The sequence below is a fragment of the Streptomyces caeni genome (genome assembly GCF_042678285.1).
Classification (GTDB): Bacteria; Actinomycetota; Actinomycetes; order Streptomycetales; family Streptomycetaceae; genus Streptomyces; species Streptomyces caeni.
In genome coordinates this window covers 1-16699 of record NZ_JBHUDX010000114.1, presented here as the reverse complement: position 1 = coordinate 16699, position 16699 = coordinate 1, and the positions used below count along the sequence as shown (strand labels likewise).

14 protein-coding genes and 1 pseudogene are annotated in these 16699 nt (G+C 73.3%); 11 read left to right on the top strand and 4 right to left on the bottom strand.

The window, feature by feature from the left end:
* Nucleotides 1–5: 5 nt before the first annotated feature.
* From ACFSL4_RS34110 to ACFSL4_RS34090, 5 genes are all read left to right on the top strand, one after another.
* Nucleotides 6–1076 (top strand): FecCD family ABC transporter permease, encoded by a 1071-nt coding sequence (locus ACFSL4_RS34110; protein WP_381091600.1) that lies wholly within the window; start codon nt 6–8, stop codon nt 1074–1076.
* Entirely contained in the window at nt 1073–1870 is a 798-nt protein-coding gene (locus ACFSL4_RS34105) for an ABC transporter ATP-binding protein (protein ID WP_381091559.1), read from the top strand. The genes ACFSL4_RS34110 and ACFSL4_RS34105 overlap by 4 nt, the downstream gene beginning before the upstream one ends.
* Before the next feature lie 199 nt (nt 1871–2069).
* Complete coding sequence (locus ACFSL4_RS34100) at nt 2070–3479, top strand: MFS transporter (RefSeq protein WP_381091557.1); 1410 nt, start codon at nt 2070–2072, stop codon at nt 3477–3479.
* A 126-nt stretch (nt 3480–3605) separates the two neighbouring features.
* Nucleotides 3606–4868 (top strand): cytochrome P450 family protein, encoded by a 1263-nt coding sequence (locus ACFSL4_RS34095; protein WP_381091555.1) that lies wholly within the window; start codon nt 3606–3608, stop codon nt 4866–4868.
* A 226-nt stretch (nt 4869–5094) separates the two neighbouring features.
* On the top strand, nt 5095–6027 hold the full coding sequence (locus tag ACFSL4_RS34090; RefSeq protein WP_381091553.1) for an L-tyrosine/L-tryptophan isonitrile synthase family protein: 933 nt from the start codon (nt 5095–5097) through the stop codon (nt 6025–6027).
* Nucleotides 6028–6156: 129 nt separating this feature from the next.
* Here the strand turns inward: ACFSL4_RS34090 and ACFSL4_RS34085 are convergent, their stop codons facing one another.
* The 3 genes from ACFSL4_RS34085 to ACFSL4_RS34075 are packed head-to-tail and all read right to left on the bottom strand — an operon-like array spanning nt 6157 to nt 9761.
* The gene (locus tag ACFSL4_RS34085) at nt 6157–7932 is read right to left on the bottom strand and encodes a CocE/NonD family hydrolase (protein ID WP_381091551.1); all 1776 of its coding nucleotides are present in this window, start codon (nt 7930–7932) and stop codon (nt 6157–6159) included.
* On the bottom strand, nt 7922–8368 hold the full coding sequence (locus tag ACFSL4_RS34080) for an ester cyclase (protein WP_381091549.1): 447 nt from the start codon (nt 8366–8368) through the stop codon (nt 7922–7924). Before ACFSL4_RS34080 ends, ACFSL4_RS34085 begins: the two co-directional genes overlap by 11 nt.
* A 16-nt stretch (nt 8369–8384) precedes the next feature.
* Nucleotides 8385–9761, bottom strand: a complete 1377-nt coding sequence (locus tag ACFSL4_RS34075) for a flavin-containing monooxygenase (protein WP_381091547.1) — start codon at nt 9759–9761, stop codon at nt 8385–8387.
* Nucleotides 9762–10153: 392 nt separating this feature from the next.
* Between ACFSL4_RS34075 and ACFSL4_RS34070 the strand changes: the two genes are divergently transcribed.
* From ACFSL4_RS34070 to ACFSL4_RS34050, 5 genes are all read left to right on the top strand, one after another.
* On the top strand, nt 10154–10987 hold the full coding sequence (locus tag ACFSL4_RS34070; protein ID WP_381091545.1) for a M55 family metallopeptidase: 834 nt from the start codon (nt 10154–10156) through the stop codon (nt 10985–10987).
* Nucleotides 10980–12284 carry a M20/M25/M40 family metallo-hydrolase gene (locus ACFSL4_RS34065; RefSeq protein WP_381091543.1) on the top strand — a complete coding sequence of 435 codons (1305 nt, stop codon included), beginning with the start codon at nt 10980–10982 and terminating at the stop codon, nt 12282–12284. The genes ACFSL4_RS34070 and ACFSL4_RS34065 overlap by 8 nt, the downstream gene beginning before the upstream one ends.
* A 17-nt stretch (nt 12285–12301) precedes the next feature.
* The gene (locus ACFSL4_RS34060; protein ID WP_381091542.1) at nt 12302–14266 is read left to right on the top strand and encodes a prolyl oligopeptidase family serine peptidase; all 1965 of its coding nucleotides are present in this window, start codon (nt 12302–12304) and stop codon (nt 14264–14266) included.
* Nucleotides 14263–15186, top strand: coding sequence for a S66 peptidase family protein (locus ACFSL4_RS34055; RefSeq protein WP_381091540.1), 924 nt, complete (start codon nt 14263–14265; stop codon nt 15184–15186). The genes ACFSL4_RS34060 and ACFSL4_RS34055 overlap by 4 nt, the downstream gene beginning before the upstream one ends.
* A 97-nt stretch (nt 15187–15283) precedes the next feature.
* Nucleotides 15284–15856, top strand: a complete 573-nt coding sequence (locus tag ACFSL4_RS34050; protein ID WP_381091538.1) for a GNAT family N-acetyltransferase — start codon at nt 15284–15286, stop codon at nt 15854–15856.
* A gap of 57 nt (nt 15857–15913) precedes the next feature.
* Here ACFSL4_RS34050 and ACFSL4_RS34045 read toward each other — a convergent pair whose 3' ends face one another.
* On the bottom strand, nt 15914–16267 hold the full coding sequence (locus ACFSL4_RS34045; RefSeq protein WP_381091536.1) for a VOC family protein: 354 nt from the start codon (nt 16265–16267) through the stop codon (nt 15914–15916).
* 138 nt (nt 16268–16405) lie between these two features.
* Here ACFSL4_RS34045 and ACFSL4_RS34040 point away from each other — a divergent pair.
* A pseudogene (locus ACFSL4_RS34040) lies at nt 16406–16699 on the top strand (hypothetical protein); the annotation flags it as partial.

Genomic DNA, 16699 nt, shown 5'->3' with positions numbered 1-16699 from the left:
TGGTCCTGGCTCCGTTGCGGCGCGGCAGGGCGAAGAGGCACTCCGGGACGCGTGGCCTGCCCGCGGGGCCGTCGGCCCTGGTCCTGGGTGTGGCCCTGCTGGTCGCCCTCACGGCCGCGGTGTCCTGGGGATCCACGTCGATCCCGCCGGGCGACGTGTGGGGCGTGGTGGGGCGGCGGCTGTCCGGCGAGGCCCCACGGCCGGGCACCGACGACCTGATCGTGTGGCAACTGCGCGTCCCCCGCGCCCTGCTGGCGGCACTCGTCGGTGCGGGGCTCGGCGTCGTCGGCACGGCCGTACAGGCTCTCGTCCGCAACCCGCTGGCCGACCCGTACCTGCTGGGCATCTCCAGCGGCGCATCACTCGCCGCCGTCGCCGCGATCGTGCTCGGCCTCGGCGCGGGCGGGGCGCTGGGTCTGGGCCTTTCCGGGGCGGCGTTCGCGGGAGCGTTGGGCACGTTCACGCTGGTGTGGGCCGTGGCCCGGCGCGGCGGGGGATTCGCGCCGCTGCGGCTGGTACTGGCCGGCGTGGCGATCGGGCAGTTTCTGTCCGGCTTCACCAGCTACCTCGTGCTCCAGGCCGGGGACGAGCAGCAGACCCACAGCGTGCTGTTCTGGCTCATGGGAAGCCTGAGCGGGGCGAGTTGGCCGCTGCTGGCGGTGCCGGCGGCCACCGTTCCCCTCGCCCTGCTGTGGCTGCAGGCGCGCGCCCGGGCGATGAACGCCCTGCTGATGGGTGACGAGACGGCGGCCGGGCTCGGCATCGACGTGACCCGGCTGCGCCGCGAACTGTTCACCGTGACCAGTGTGCTCACCGGCGTCCTGGTCGCGGTATCGGGTGCGATCGCCTTCGTCGCCCTGATGGTGCCGCACGTCTGCCGCCTGGTCGTCGGCGGGGACCACCGCCGGCTGCTGCCCCTTTCCGCGCTGTCGGGGGCGGTACTGCTGGTCGTGGTCGACATCGTCTGCCGTACCGCCCTGGACACACAGGAGTTGCCGGTCGGCGTCGTCACCTCGCTCGTGGGGGCGCCGGCCCTGCTGTATCTGCTGGACCGGCGTCTGGAGAGCGGCCGTTGAGGATCGACATCGAGGACCTGCACGTCGACTACGCCGGCCGCACGGTCGTGGCCGGTGCCCATCTGGTGGCGGCCGAGGGCGAGATCACGGGCCTTGTCGGCCCCAACGGCAGCGGCAAGTCCACCCTCCTGCGCACCGTCTACCGCCACCTCAGGCCCAGCGCGGGGCGGGTGCTGCTGGACGGCGCCGATCTGCGCGCTCTGAGCCCCACCGAGTCGGCCCGGCACGTGGCGGCCCTGCCGCAGGAGCGGGGCGGCGACTTCGAGTTGACCGTACGGGAGGTCGTCGCCATGGGACGTACGCCCTACAAACGGGCGTTCGCGGGCGAGGACGACGCCGACCGGGACATCGTCGCCCGTGCCCTGGCCGACGTCGGCATGGACCGGCACTCCGGGCGGCGGTTCACGGCCCTGTCCGGGGGAGAACGCCAACGAGTCCTGCTGGCCCGCGCGTTCGCTCAGGACCCGGACGTCCTGGTGCTGGACGAGCCGACCAACCATCTCGACATCCGTCACCAGGTGGAGCTGCTCGCCCTGTTGCGCGCCAGGCGCCGTACGACGCTGGTGTCGCTGCACGACCTCAACGCCGCCGCATCGGTGTGCGACCGGCTGCACGTCCTGCACGCCGGGACCGTGGTGGCCTCCGGCCCGCCGCGCGAGGTCCTCACGCCCGCGCTGGTGGCCGAGGTGTTCGGCGTACGGGCGACGGTGGTCGACCACCCCTTGACCGGTGACCCGCTGATCGCCTTCGACCACCAGGGCCCGGCCGGCACGGGGACGGCGGGGGACACGTAGCCGCACACCGGCGGATGACGAAGGGCCGGGCGGGACCCCGAGGAAGGGGCCTGCCCGGCCTGTCCCGCACCACGGGACCGCCGGCGCCACGACTTTGACGTGCAGTCGGAGGCGTCCGGGAACTCACCCCCGGCGCCTGACGACTTGTGGGACGAGGCTGCCGACCGGCAGCCCGGCCGCGATGATGAGGGGCAGAAGGGTGACACACCACGGTCCCGGTTCGGAACCGCCCGGCCACATATCCGTCGGCGAGGACAGACCGCTGCTGGTGGCCGTCGCGGGCCTGCTGTCGTTCGTGGCGATGCTCGACATGAACATCGTGAACGTGGCCCTGGCGGACATCGCCGATGGTCTGCACGTGTCCGCCGCCACCGCCCAGTGGGCGGTGCTGGCCTATCAACTACCGGTCGTGGCCCTGCTGCTGCCCGTCGGCCGGTGGCTGGACGGCGTGGGGATGCGCTCCGCCGTACTGGTCCCGACCGCCGGCTTCGCCCTGAGCAGCGCGCTGGCCGCCGCAGCTCCCTGGGCGGCCTGGCTGATCGCCGCCCGCCTGGTGCAGGGAGCGTTCGGGGCGGTGCTGTTCGTGCTGATGCCGGTCCTCGCGATCCGCTCGGTGCGGCCGGAGCGGCGCGCCCGGGCCTTGAGCGTGCCCGCGACCCTGGGGCCACTGGGCGCGGTGACCGGACCGGCCGTTGGCGGCCTGCTGCTCGACCACTGGGGCTGGCACTCCGTGTTCCTCGTCAAGATCCCGTTCTGTGTGCTCGCCCTGATCGTGGCCTGGCGGGCGATGCCACGGGACGGCGGGCTGAAACGGCCCGACCGGCGGGCTGCGGCGGACGCCCTGCTCGTGTCCTCGGGCACGGCGGTCGTGCTGCTGGCGCTGACCCTGGCGTCCGACGGCACACCGTGGCTGGTGCTCGCGCTCGCCGCGGTCCCGCCGCTGTGGTGGTGGCTGCGCGGACCGGGCGGTCGCCCGGTGACCGAGACCATGCGGGTCCCGGGACTGCTCCGGGCACACGGGTCGGTGCTCGCCCTCGCGGCCGGATTCGCCGCCATGCGGTACGTGGTCGCCCTGTACCTGCAGCGCGACGGCGGGTTCAGCGCCACCACGACCGGTCTGACCCTCCTGGCCTTCCCGCTCGCCATGGGCCTGGCCGGTCCCCTCGGCGGGCGCCTCGCCGACCGGTACGGCGCCCGGCCGGTCGCGGCCACCGGCGCCGCGCTCACCACGGTCGGCCTGCTGCTGCTCGTCCCCTCGGCAGACGGCTGGTCACCGGCGGACGTGGTCTGGCGGCTGGCTCTGGCGGGCGTCGGCATGGGCCTGAACGGCGGCCCGACCCAGGCCCTGGTCATGACCACCGTCCCGCGTAACCGGACCGCGACCGTCGGGTCGACCGTCCAGCTCGCCCGCAGCCTCGGTTTCACCCTCGGCCCCGCCCTGGCCACCGTCGCCCTGGGACCGACCGGTTCCGGCGCCGGCGTCCACGCAGGGCTCGCCCTGGCCGCCTGCGCGGCCTGTCTCGCCGTACCTCTGCTCGCCCTGCCCGGACACCGGCCCGGCCCGGCGTCGGAGAAGACCACCGACACGGCGCCCGCCGTAAACCCCTGACGCAACGTCACCCCCACGCCGTCCGCGACGAGCGGGCCGCCGCCCCGGCTTCCGAGGACTCGTCGGCCCCTTCCCGTGGCCAAAACCCCACCAGCCCGCCTCCCGCACTCTGAGGAGCCGTTCCGCATGACCCTCCACGAACCCGTGCCCGCCCCCGATCCGGACACCCTGCCGGACCCGGTCCCGCTCATCGGCTGCCCGTACAAGAGCAACCCCTACCCCCTCTACGAACGGATGCGCGAGGACGGTCCGGTGCACCGCGTCCTCTTCCCGAGCGGGGTGACCGCCTGGCTCGTCACGGGCTACGACGCGGCGCACGCCGCCCTCAACGACGAGCGGCTCGGCAAGGACCACGACCGCGGCAACGACCGCTGGCGCGCCCGCGCCTCGATCATGCCCGAACCCCAGCACTCCCAGCTCCAGGTCCACCTGCTGCACCAGGACCCGCCGCGCCACACCCGTATGCGGCGGTTCGTGACCGACGCCTTCACTCCCCGCCGGGTCGAGAATCTGCGGCCCCGCTTCCAGGAACTGGCCGACAGCCTCGTCGACGCCCTGCCCGCGACCGGTCCCGCCGACCTCGTCGCCGACTTCGCCGCCCTCTTCCCCTTCCAGGTGCTCGCCGAGGTCATCGGCCTGCCCCCCGAACTGGCCGCGCGCTTCGACCGGGACTGGGGCAAGGTCGTCCAGCCGGTCGGTCCCAGCGACCCGGGACGGCCGCGGTACGAGACGCGGCTGCACGGACTGCAGAGCTACATAACCGAGGTCGTGGCCCACAAACGCGCACACTGGGACGACGACCTGCTCAGCCGTCTCGTCGCGGCCCGTGACCGCCGCGAACTGTCCCAGGAGGAGCTGGACTCGATGATCTTCCAGCTCCTCGTCGCGGGCCAGGAACCGGTCACCAACCAGATCACCACCGCGCTGATCGCCCTGTTCCGCCACCCCGACCAGCTCGCCCGGCTGTGCGCCGAGCCCGGTCTGCTGCCGCGCGCGGTGGAGGAACTCCTGCGGTACGACGGCGCCTTCGAGCTCACCACCTGGCGCTTCTTCGACCAGGACAGTGACCTGTACGGCACCGAGGTCCCGGCGGGCGACTCGGTGATCGTCTCCCTGTCCGCCGCCAACCGAGACCCGCGCCGCTTCCCCGGCCCGGACACCCTCGACCTCGACCGCAGCCCCAACCCCCACCTGGCCTTCGGGCACGGCATCCACTTCTGCCCCGGCGCCGCCCTCGCCCGCGCCGAACTCGACATCGCCCTCGGCACGCTGCTGGCGCGGCTGCCCGGCCTCCGCCTCGCCATCGGGGACGAGGACATCGAGTGGATCCCGGCAGTCCTCGGCCGCGGCGCCGGCCGCCTCCCCGTCGGCTACGACCGGCGCCTCTGACCGGAGTCACCCGGCCGGCCGCCACGCCTGGCCGCCCCGCCCCGGCAGCGCCCCGCCCCTCGAAGGGCCCCACCCCGAACCGGCTGTCCGTGAACCGGCTGTCCGTGAACCGGCTGTCCGTGAACCGGCCGCCCCCGAACCGGCCGCCCGCGCCCGGCCCATCGCCGCGGCGTCATCCCGTCATGCCCTCAAGTCCCCACACACCCCTGGTTCCCGGAGGAACGACATGCCCACGACGACCGCCCCGCACGGCCTCCCCACGAGTGCCGGCGTCTCGATCCTGAACCTGCTGCTGCCCCACCACCGCACCACCGGACCCGCCCCCGCCTCCGCCGAGGCGTTCCCCCACCAACTGCGCCGGATCGACGACTTCGTGCGCGAGGGCCGGCCCGTCGTCTTCGCCCTGCCCGGTTTCCCCTGCAAGTCACCCAACCCGGCCAAGGTCCTCGGCACCCTCCCCGACCAGGGCGAACGTCTCTCCCTCGGCTTCCTGAACAGCCTGTGCGAGGAGATCGCCGGGATATACGCGCCCGGCGCCCGCGTCATCGTCTGCTCCGACGGCCATGTCTTCGGCGACATCATCAACGTCCCCGACGCCGACATCGACGCCTACTCCGACGGCCTGCGAAGAATGATCGCCGAGGAGGACCTGGAGCACCTGTCCGTCTTCGACCTGCGCGACGTCCTCGGTGACATCCCGCACGACGCGAAGCGCGCCCACATCCATGACCGTCATGCGCCCGCCCTGGACGCGCTGCGGGAAGAAGTCCGCGCCGGCGGCCAGCCCCTCGACCTCTACCGCGGTATCACCCGTTTCCTCGTCGAGGACACCGCCGGGTTCACCGGGACCCGCTCCGCCCTGCAACGCGAGTGCAGGCAGCGCGCCTACGGCGTCATCCAGCGCAGCCGCGCCTGGGGCGACGTGGTGGCCGAACACCATCCCCACGCAGTCCGCCTGTCGATCCACCCCCAGCCCCTCGGCTCGCCCAAGTTCGGCATCCGCCTCCTTCACGCGCCCGACGCCTGGACCACTCCGTGGCACTCGGCGGCCCTGCGCCGAACCGACGGCACCTGGACCCTCATGCCCCGCCACCAGGCCGCACGCCTCGGCCGCCCGGTCGAGCGGTACGGCAGGCCGAGCCATTTCGAGCAGGACTGACCATCCCGCGGGCACGGTTGCCGGCCGTGCCCCGGGCCGGGTCCCGCCCGCATCCGCCTCCGGTCGTCGGCTGATCGGACCGGACCGGGCGGCGGGGGCCGCGGTTGCCGACGGCGACGGCCCGCGGGATCAGCCGCCGGACGGAAGCACGCCGAGCCGGACCGCCGAGGGCCGCCGCGGATCGTGGTGGATCTCCTGCTCCGCAGCCAGCAGACGGACGGCGCTCGCCGTCGGCTCGCCGCTGCCGGGGTTGCGGGCGAACCGGGGGTGGGCCCCGCTGGAGACCTGGAGCCGGATGCGGTGGCCGGCCCGGAACCGGCAGGCGGTCGGTGCGAGTTCGAGGACGAGCGCGAGCACTCCGTCCGTATCGACCTCACCGGCGGCACCGGAGCCGGGCCGCACCCGGATCAGCCCGTCGGTGATGTCCACCGACCGGCCGTCCGGGTGCACGTCGCAGAGCCGGGCGAAGAAATCGGTGTGCGCGAGCGTGGAGCGTACGTACAGCTCGGCCGAGACCTCACCGACGACGTCCAGGTCGGCCTCCAACGGGTCGGTGGTGAAGGTGAGTACGTCCGCGCGGGCCTCCAGCGCGCGGTTGTCCCGCGGTCCGCAGCCGGCGCCCGTCCATGCGCCACCGACGGCCGGGGTGGGGTCCGCCGGGTCGTAGCGGTAGCGGTCGGGGACGCTCGGCGGCGGAGGGGAAGGGTCGAGCCGGCCACCCGGATGCAGGTACCAGCGCCGGGAGAGCGCCCGTGGCGGCCAGGCGTCGAAGCCGCGCCACTCCTCGGCGCCGAGCACGAACAGGCGCACCGGATCCGGCTCAGCGGTGCCGTCGGCGGCCCCGCGGCCGGATCCGGGTACGGCCCTGCGCTCGGGCACGAACTCCCGGCCGGGGCGGACCCCGTGGCCGGTGACGGGCTCGGGCTCGGGCTCGGAAAAGACTCCGGCGAGCCAGTCCAGGGAGTCCGTCATGAAGGCCGGCCACCAGCGGCCGATCGCCGTGTGCGTCCACGGTCCGACGGTCAGCCGGGGCGCCGCGCCGCCGGCCCGCAGCAGCGCGTACTGCTGGAGCGTCTGCGGCAGGAAGGCGTCGTACCAGTTGCCCTGGAGCAGCACGGGAACGCCCGGGTGCCCTGCGAGCCCGGCGCTGTGGTCGGACGCGGACCAGTACGGATCGTCACCGGCCTCGTGCGCCAGCCAGGCGTCGAGGTGCGGGTGGTCGCGGCCCAGCGCCCGCGCGACGGCCGGGCCGAGCGGCAGCTCCCGGTAGGCGATCCGCCGCAGTCTCCGCTTCTCGTGCAGCTGGCGCAGGGTGTCCCGGACCGGTCCGCGCTTCGGGTGGCTGAGCATCGATGCCCAGCCGGCCATCGTGTCCAGGGCGAACGCGCCGCCCGGCCAGGTGACCCGTGCGTACTCGTGCGGTCCCATCTGGACCACCATGCCGCGCAGTCCGGGCGGCGGGTCGTCCAGCAGCGCCCACTGCACATAGCCCAGGTAGCTGGCCCCGATGGTGGCGAACTCGCCCGGATACCAGTCCTGTCCACTCATCCAGGAGGCGGTGTCCCGGCCGTCGGCGGCCTCCTGGACCCATGGCTCGAACGTCCCGCCCGAGCCGAAGGTTCCCCGGCAGCGCTGCACCAGCACCTGGTATCCGCGCTCGGCGTACAGCCGGCCGTAGAGCAGGCCGATGGGCAGGTCCCAGCCGTACGGGTTGCGCACCAGCAGGGTCGGCGGCCGGCCGCCGCCGGCCGGCGCGTAGTGGTCGGCGAGCAGGACGACGCCGTCACGCATCGGCACCCGTATGCCCCTGGTGACCCGGACGTCCCGGGTGACGGCCGGCGGCAGCCGCATCAGCCGGCCCGCCACGCTCGCGGCGAGTGCGCCACGTCTTCGCTCAGCCCGCACGGAACAGTCCCAGGGCGGCGAGCAGCCGGAGGTTCTCGGCGGCGCTCCACCACTCGGCGACCCGGCCCTCGTGGATCCGCAGGATGTCGATGCCCCGGTTGGCGACCGGTGTGCCGGGCGCGGCGGTGGCCTCGGGCAGCCCCCCGCGGTAGACGCCGGCGAACCGCCAGCCGCCGGTGACGTACGCCCCTTCGGCGACCGGGCCCACCTCGGTGGTGTAGGTCAGGTCCGCGATGCCCTGGACACCGCCGATCAGGGCGAGGGCGCCGTCGCGGTCGCCGATCAGGCTCGGGTCGATGCTGTCCGACAGTTTCGGCGAGTGGACGGTGATCCGCTCGGCGAGCAGTTCCTTGCCGACCAAGAGGTCGCCGTTCCACAGGGCGATCCACTTCTCCCAGATGCGGTGCGCCTCGGCCGGGGTGGGGTCGATGGTCATTTTGTCTCCTGGGTGCTCAGTGGGATCCGACCGGGCCCGGGCTGCGGTCGGGGTCGGGGGTGACGCCGGTGGTGGTGCGGTGGACAAGGGGCGCACCGTCGGCGGCGAGATGGTGACGGCGGTCGCGCAGGAGCTGGCGCAGGTAGCGGTAGACGTCCAGTTCGACGGTGAGCCGGGGCGTCGCGGAGTAGCGCCGGCGCACCTTCCGCTCGTCGGCGGCGATCTCGGCCAGCATCGCCTCCCGGCCGGGCAGCCGGGTACGTCCCTCGATCAGGTCGGCGGTCCATTCGGCCTGTGCCTCGGCGACGGGGGTGATGGCGCTCAGCGTCTTGGCGAAGCCGAGGAAGAACATCCTTTCGTGACCCGGCATCACGATCCGGCGGAAGAGCCGCATCGGGCCGACCATCACCGGGGTCGACTCCTGTGGCAGGAAAGGGAAGCTGAACTTGTAACCGGTGCACCAGACGATCGCGTCGAACTCCTCGACCGAGCCGTCGGTGAACCGCACCCGACTGCCGCCGTCGAAGCGCTCGATGCCCGGCCGCACCGCGATCCGGCCGGCCTTGACCGCCGGCAGGTAGCCCTCACAGGTGGCGGGGTGGGTGCGCAGTGCGAGGTGACCCGGGGCCGCCAGGCCGTACCGGCTGATCCTGCCCTGCGTCACCCAGAGCATCGCGGTCAGCAGGAGGCTCTGCACCAAGGGCGGCACGTACGTGGCGAGCGGCAGGTTGGCCTTGTCGGCGGGTCTGCCGAAGAGGTACTTCGGGGTGATCCAGAAGCCGCGCCGGGCACTGGAGACCACCCGGTCGGCCACGGCCGACAGTTCGGTGGCGATGTCGCAGGCGGTGTTGCCGAATCCGACGACCAGCACCCGCCGGCCGCGCAGCGGGTCGGGCCTCTTGTAGTCCTTGCTGTGCAGCTGGGTGCCGGTGAACTCGCCCCGGTACGCGGGCTCCGGCCACTTCGGGTCCCAGTGGAAGCCGTTGGCGACCAGGACGTGGGAGTAGCGGTGGGTCTGTCCGTCGTCCAGTGTGACCAGGTATCCGGTGCCGTCCTTGACCACCCCGGTCACCGAGGTCCGGAAGCGGATGTACCGGCGCAGGCCGAAGTGCTCGGTGTAGCGCTCCAGGTAGTCGAGCATCTGCGGATGCCCGGGGAACAGCGGATAGTCCTCGGGCATCGGGAACTTGGGGAACCCGCTCATGTCCCGGGAGCTGTTCAGCTCGATGGAGTCGTAGACGGCGGAGGTGCCGCTGTCGTTGCAGAACCGCCACTGGCCCCCGATGTCGGAGCCCTTCTCGTACACGTCGAACGGGATACCCCGTTCGCTGAGGACCTGCGCGGCCGCGAGCCCGCAGACCCCGGCCCCGATGACGCACACCCGTACGGACATCCGATCGCTCCCTCGCGAACTCCACTGGCCCGGAAAGTGTTCGCAAGCTGGCTAAAGACGCCCTTGTGTTCGGTCGGCCGGGGCCACTTGCGCCGGTCGGCTGCGCCCGGGCTCCACCCACCCGGACGCCGCTCTCCGCCTTCCGGGACGACAGGCGCGCCCCCGCGTGTACCGCACGACCTTCGGCGCCGGCCCGTGAGACCGTGCGGCCCGGGCGGGTCGTGGCGGAGACCGCGGCCAATGAGACACTGCCCACTCGCGCCGGCCACCAGGCGCAGCGCGAAGTGCCGGCACAGGGTAGGGATGCCGCTGAGAGCCGACGGGACCGATGCCGACGACTGGACGTCACCGAGCCGTCCAGGCTCCCTGAGCCAGAGAGGACAGAATCGCCCATGAAGATCCTCATCAGCGCCGACATGGAGGGCGCCACCGGTGTCACCTGGCCCGCGGACGTGCTGCCGGGCACGCCGCAGTGGGAGCGGTGCCGGGCGATGTTCACCTCCGACGTGAACGCCGCCGTGCTGGGCTTCTTCGACGGCGGCGCCGACGAGGTGCTGGTCAACGAGGCGCACTGGACCATGCGCAATCTGCTCCTCGAACGGCTGGACGAGCGGGCGCAGATGCTCACGGGCCGTCACAAGTCCCTCTCCATGGTGGAGGGCGTGCAGCGCGGCGACGTGGACGGCATCGCCTTCGTCGGCTACCACGCGGGCGCCGGCATGGAGGGGGTGCTGGCGCACACCTACCTCGCCAACTCCATCACCGCTGTGTGGCTGAACGACGTGCGCGCCAGCGAGGGGCTGCTGAACGCGCACGTGGTCGCCGAGTACGGTGTGCCGGTGATCCTGGTCACCGGCGACGACGTCGCCTGCGAGGACGCGCTCGGGTACGCGCCCGAGGCGTTGAAGGTCGCCGTCAAGGACCATGTCTCGCGGTATGCGGCCGTGTGCCGCACCCCGGCCAGGACCGCCGCCGACATCCGCGCGGCGGCCAAGGAGGCGGCTTTTCTGGCGGTACGTCACAGGCCGGTGGCCGGCGGGCCGTTCACCGTGGCACTGGAGTTCGACGCGGAGCACCTGGCGATGGCCGCCACCGTGGTGCCGGGTGCGGAGCGCGTCGGGGAACGCAAGGTGGCGTACACGAGCGGGACCATGTACGAGGCGATCCGTACCTTCAAGGCGGTCACCACGATCGTCTCGGCCGCGGTGGAGGAGCAGTATGGCTGACCGGCAGGCACTCGACGAGGTCGTGCGGTTCACATCCGACCTCATCCGCATCGACACCACCAACCGCGGCGGCGGCGACTGCCGGGAGCGGCCCGCCGCCGAGTACGCGGCCGAGCGGCTGGCCGAGGCCGGCCTGCGGCCCACCCTGCTGGAACGCACCGAGGGCCGGACGAACGTCGTCGCCCGCATCGAGGGCACCGATCCCTCCGCCGGCGCGCTGCTCGTGCACGGGCACCTCGACGTGGTGCCCGCCGAGGCCGCCGACTGGAGCGTGCACCCGTTCTCCGGCGAGGTCCGGGACGGCGTCGTCTGGGGCCGGGGCGCGGTCGACATGAAGAACATGGACGCGATGGTCCTCGCGGTCGTGCGGGACTGGGCGCGCACGGGCGTGCGGCCGCGACGCGATCTCGTCATCGCGTTCACCGCCGACGAGGAGGCCAGCGCGGAGGACGGCTCCGGCTTCCTCGCGGACCGGCACGCGGACCTGTTCGAGGGGTGCACCGAAGGCATCAGCGAGTCCGGGGCGTTCACCTTCCACGACGGCAGCGGCCGGCAGATCTACCCGATCGCGGCGGGCGAGCGCGGCACCGGCTGGCTCAAGCTCACCGCGCGCGGCCGGGCGGGCCACGGCTCGAAGGTCAACCCCCGCAACGCGGTCACCAGGCTTGCCGCCGCCGTCGCCCGCATCGGCGCCCATGAGTGGCCGCTCAGACTCACCCCGACCGTGCGCGCCGCGCTCACCGAACTCGCCGCGCTGTACGGTCTCAAGCCCGACCTCGACGACGTGGACGGGCTCATCGAGAAGCTCGGCCCGGCTGCCGCGCTGGTCGAGCCGACCGTCCGGTGCAGCACCAACCCGACCATGCTGAAAGCCGGGTACAAGGTCAACGTCATCCCCGGCGAGGCCGTCGCGCATGTCGACGGACGCTATCTGCCCGGCACCGAGGGTGAGTTCCGCGCGACCCTCGACGAACTCACCGGGCCGGACGTGGAGTGGGAGTTCCACCATCGTGAGGTCGCCCTTCAGGCGCCGGTGGACTCGCCGACCTTCGCCCTGATGGCGGACGCCGTAAGGGAGTTCGCACCCGAAGGGCACGTGGTGCCGTTCTGCATGTCGGGCGGCACCGACGCCAAGCAGTTCTCGCGCCTCGGCATCACCGGATACGGGTTCGCGCCGCTGAAGCTGCCGGAGGGATTCGACTACGGGGCGCTGTTCCACGGCGTCGACGAACGCGTTCCGGTCGAGGCGCTGCACTTCGGCGTCCGCGTCCTCGACCGCTTTCTGCGCACGGCCTGATGGGGGGAGCGAAGGAGATGGCACGGACACTGGCGTACGGGGCATGGCCCTCGCCCATCGGGGCGGAGCTGGCCGCCGCGCACGACGGACAGCCCGAATCGGTGGGCTTCGTGGGCGACGAGGTGTGGTGGACCGAGCCGCGCCCCACCGAGGGCGGCCGCCGCACGCTCGTACGGCGCACGGCCGACGGCGGCCAGGAGCCGGTGCTGCCCGCGCCGTGGAACGTGCGCAGCCGGGTCATCGAGTACGGCGGCCGGCCCTGGGCCGGGGTGATGCGCCCCGAAGGGCCGCTGGTGGTGTTCGTGAACTTCGCGAACCAGCGGCTGTACGCGTACGAGCCGGCGCTTCCCGGCGCCGAGCCGCGCCCGCTCACCCCCCTGTCACCGGTGGGCGGCGGACTGCGCTGGGTCGACCCGCAGGTGCGTGCGGAGCGCGGCGAGGTCTGGTGCGTCCTGGAGGAGTTCACCGGGGACGGGCCCTCGGACGTGCGGCGGGTGGCGGCCGCCGTACCGCTCGACGGCTCGGCGGCCCAGGACCGGGACGCGGTGCGCGAACTCACCGAGGAGCGGCACCGTTTCGTCACCGGCCCGCGGCTGTCGCCGGACGGGCGGCGCGCCTGCTGGCTCGCCTGGGACCATCCCCGCATGCCGTGGGACGGCACCGAGCTGATGCTCGCGGAGGTGGCAGGCGACGGCAGGCTCCGCGAGCCCCGCGCCGTCGCGGGCGGCCCCGAGGAGTCGATCGCCCAGGCGGAGTGGGCGCCCGACGGCTCCCTGCTGTACGTCGGCGACCGCACCGGCTGGTGGAACCTCTACCGGGACGGCGTGCAACTGTGTCCCCGTGAGGAGGAGTTCGGCGGCCCGCTGTGGAAGATCGGACTGCAGTGGTTCGCCCCCCTGGAGAACGGGCTGATCGCCGTCGTGCACGGCAAGGGCGCCGGGCTCCTCGGGATCCTCGACCCGGACAGCGGCGAGGTCGTCGACACGGCCGGGCCCTGGACCGAGTTCGCCGCCACGCTCGCCGTGCACGGCAGCCGGATCATCGGCGTCGGCGCCAGTCCGCGCAGCGCGTACGAGGTCGTGGAGCTGGACTCCAGCACCGGCCGCGCCCGGGTGATCGGTGCCGCGCACGACGATCCCGTGGACCCCGCCTACTATCCCGAGCCCCAGATCCGCACCTTCACCGGCCCCGGGGGCCGCGAGGTCCACGCGCGCATCTACCCCCCGCACCACCCCGGCCACATCGCGCCGGACGACGAGCTGCCGCCGTACGTCGTGTGGGCGCACGGCGGGCCCACCGGCCGCGCCGCGTTCGTCCTCGACCTGGAGATCGCCTACTTCACCTCGCGCGGCATCGGCGTCGCCGAGGTCGACTACGGCGGCTCGACCGGATACGGGCGCGAGTACCGGGGCCGGCTGCGCGAACAGTGGGGCGTCGTCGACGTGGAGGACTGCGCGGCCGTCGCCCTCGCCCTGGCCGAGGAGGGCACCGCGGACCGTGACCGGCTCGCGGTGCGCGGCGGCAGCGCGGGCGGCTGGACGACGGCCGTGTCGCTCACCTCGACCGACGTGTACGCCTGCGGCACGATCATCTACCCGGTCCTGGACCTGAAGAGCTTCGGCTCGGGGGAGACCCACGACTTCGAGTCGCGCTATCTGGACACCCTGGTCGGGCCGTACTCCGAGGTGCCCGGACGGTACGCCGAGCGATCGCCCCTCGACCACGCCGACCGGATCACCGCCCCGTTCCTGCTGCTGCAGGGGCTCGACGACCCGATCTGCCCGCCCGCGCAGTGCGAGCGGTTCCTGGCCCGGCTCCAGGGGCGGCGGATCCCGCACGCCTACATCGCCTTCGAGGGCGAGGGGCACGGCTTCAGGCGGGCCGAGACCATGGTGCGGGCCCTGGAGGCCGAACTGTCCTTGTACGCGCAGGTCTTCGGGCTGAACCCGACCGGCATCCCCACCCTGGAGCTCGCCAAGTGAGACCCCTCGTACGGCCGCCACGCCTCGCCCCCGGCGCCCGCGTCGCCGTCGTCGCGCCCAGCGGGCCCGTGCGCGAGGAGCGGCTCGCCGCCGGGCTCGACGTCCTGCGCGGCTGGGACCTGGAGCCCGTGGTGGCGCCCCATGCGCTGGACCGGCACCCCGGTTTCCCCTACCTCGCGGGCACCGACGCCGACCGTGCCGCCGACTTCCAGGCCGCGTGGTGCGCCCCGGACGTGGCCGCGGTGCTGTGCGCCCGCGGCGGGTACGGGGCGCAGCGCATGGTGGACCTGCTCGACTGGGAGGCGCTGCGGGCCGCCGGGCCCAAGGTGCTGGTCGGTTTCAGCGACATCACCGCGCTGCACGAGGCGGTCGCCGCCCGCCTGGGCCTGGTCACCCTGTACGGGCCGATGGTGTCGGCCCTCGACTTCCTCAAGAGCACGCGGGCGCAGCAGCACCTGAGGGCGACGCTGCTCGAACCGGAGTCCGTGCGGACCATCGCGTCCACGGGCGCCGCACTGGTTCCGGGCCGGGCCCGCGGCGTCACCCTCGGCGGCTGCTTGAGCATGCTCACGACCGGCCTGGGCACACCCGACGCGCGGACCGGCGCCCGGGGCGGGCTGCTGGTGATCGAGGACGTCGGAGAGGACGTCTACCGGATCGACCGGGCCCTCACCCAGCTCCTGCGCTCCGGCCTGCTGGACGGGATCGCCGGGATCGTCCTCGGGTCGTGGGAGCGGTGCGGCCCCTACGAGCGGCTGCGGGAGCTGTTCACCGACCGGCTCGGCGGACTGGGGGTGCCGGTCGTGGAGGAGTTCGGCTTCGGCCACGGCGAGGGCGCACTGACGATCCCGCTCGGTGTCGGCGCGGAACTGGACGCGGACGCCGGAACGTTGACGCTGGACGGGACGGCGCTCACGTAGCCCGGTGACGATCGCCGGGACGAGGCAGCGGCGGGGCGCCGGCCGGGGCGCTCCTCGCGAGGCGGCGAGAGGACCCCGCGTGTCGTACGGTGGCCGCGTGACCGAGACCCATGGGTATCTCGCCGAAGGCCCTCGTGTGGGCATACGCCCCTTCGGCTATGACGACGGACCCGAGTTCACGGCCGGGGCGCGGGAGAGCAAGGACCTGCACCATCCATGGCTGTTTCCCCCGGCCGACGCGGACGCGTACGCCGTATACGCGGGCCGGCTCATCGAGGACCCGGCCAAGGCCGGGTTCCTGGTGTGCGAGAGGGACAGTGGGGGCATCGCCGGATTCATCAACATCAACAACATCGTCCGTGGCGGCTTCCTGTGCGGTGCCCTCGGGTACGGCGCCTTCGCGCACGCCGCCGGGCGCGGCCTGATGACGGAGGCCCTGGGCCTCGTGGTGCGGTACGCGTTCGGGCCCATGGGGCTGCACCGGCTGGAGATCAATGTGCAGCCCGGCAACGTCGCCTCCATCGCCCTCGCCCGGCGCTGCGGCTTCCGCCTTGAGGGCTTCTCACCGGACATGATCTACATCGACGGCGCCTGGCGGGACCACGAGCGCTGGGCCATCACCGCCGAGATGGTCTCCGCTCAGGGCCCGGCGCCCGCCCGGGGACGCTGAACGCCGAGAGCGAGGTGTCCGAGGCGTACGGGCCGCTGGAAGCACCGCCCCGGGCCCTCAGGTGCTCGGCCGGCGGTCGACGTACTCGTACACCGAACCGTCCGGATGCACGGCGATCAGATTGCGGCCGGCCGGGGTCTCCACCGGCCCCGCCAGGACGCGGGCACCGGAGTCGGTGAGCACCTGGTGCGCCTCGTCGACGTCCGTCACCGCGATCGTCGCCGCGATGCTGCGCAGGATCTCCAGCTCGGACTCGGGCCCGCTCATCAGCAGGAAGCAGCCGACCGCGGCGACCGAGACGCCGCCGCGCTCGAAGCGCAGGGCGGGGCCGCCCGCCAGTTTTTCGTAGAACGGGACCGAAGCCTCCAGGTCGTCGACGCAGATCCGTAGCGTGGCTCCCAGAATGTCCATGCGCACGAGCCTAGTTGGGGCCGCCCGCGAAGGTGATCGTTTCGCGCGGATCCCGGGTCCGGCGGCCGGTTCGAGGGCGCGCCGCCCGTGAGGCGGCACGCGGCGTTACGGGCGCCGGGGTCTGGGTACCCGGCGGCAATGAAGCGCTTGGATCATCTGGAGCACCTGGACAAGGAGCCGGTCGACGCGGTGGGGGCACCGCCCGCGCGAGTGAAGCCGAGCGTGGGGGAGGCTCGCGGGGCCGTGCGCGAGGAACTGCGCGAGCAGACGTCCAGGCAGCGGAGCACGGCCGCGCCGTACGCCGCGTCCGGCGCCGTCGGCCTGTACGCGGGCGCCGCACTGGCGCTCGCCCTCGGCCTGGCCCTGGCGCTGGGCCTGCCCGGCTGGGCCGCCGCGCTGATCACGGCGGCGGTGCTGGGCGCGGCCGCCTAC

Bases quoted from the DNA above. Each gene is read 5' to 3' on its own strand.
- ACFSL4_RS34095 (WP_381091555.1), top strand. From the start codon at position 3,606: ATGACCCTCCACGAACCCGTGCCCGCCCCCGATCCGGACACCCTGCCG.
- ACFSL4_RS34090 (WP_381091553.1), top strand. From the start codon at position 5,095: ATGCCCACGACGACCGCCCCGCACGGCCTCCCCACGAGTGCCGGCGTC.
- ACFSL4_RS34080 (WP_381091549.1), bottom strand. From the start codon at position 8,368: ATGACCATCGACCCCACCCCGGCCGAGGCGCACCGCATCTGGGAGAAG.
- ACFSL4_RS34075 (WP_381091547.1), bottom strand. From the start codon at position 9,761: ATGTCCGTACGGGTGTGCGTCATCGGGGCCGGGGTCTGCGGGCTCGCG.
- ACFSL4_RS34070 (WP_381091545.1), top strand. From the start codon at position 10,154: ATGAAGATCCTCATCAGCGCCGACATGGAGGGCGCCACCGGTGTCACC.
- ACFSL4_RS34065 (WP_381091543.1), top strand. From the start codon at position 10,980: ATGGCTGACCGGCAGGCACTCGACGAGGTCGTGCGGTTCACATCCGAC.
- ACFSL4_RS34060 (WP_381091542.1), top strand. From the start codon at position 12,302: ATGGCACGGACACTGGCGTACGGGGCATGGCCCTCGCCCATCGGGGCG.
- ACFSL4_RS34045 (WP_381091536.1), bottom strand. From the start codon at position 16,267: ATGGACATTCTGGGAGCCACGCTACGGATCTGCGTCGACGACCTGGAG.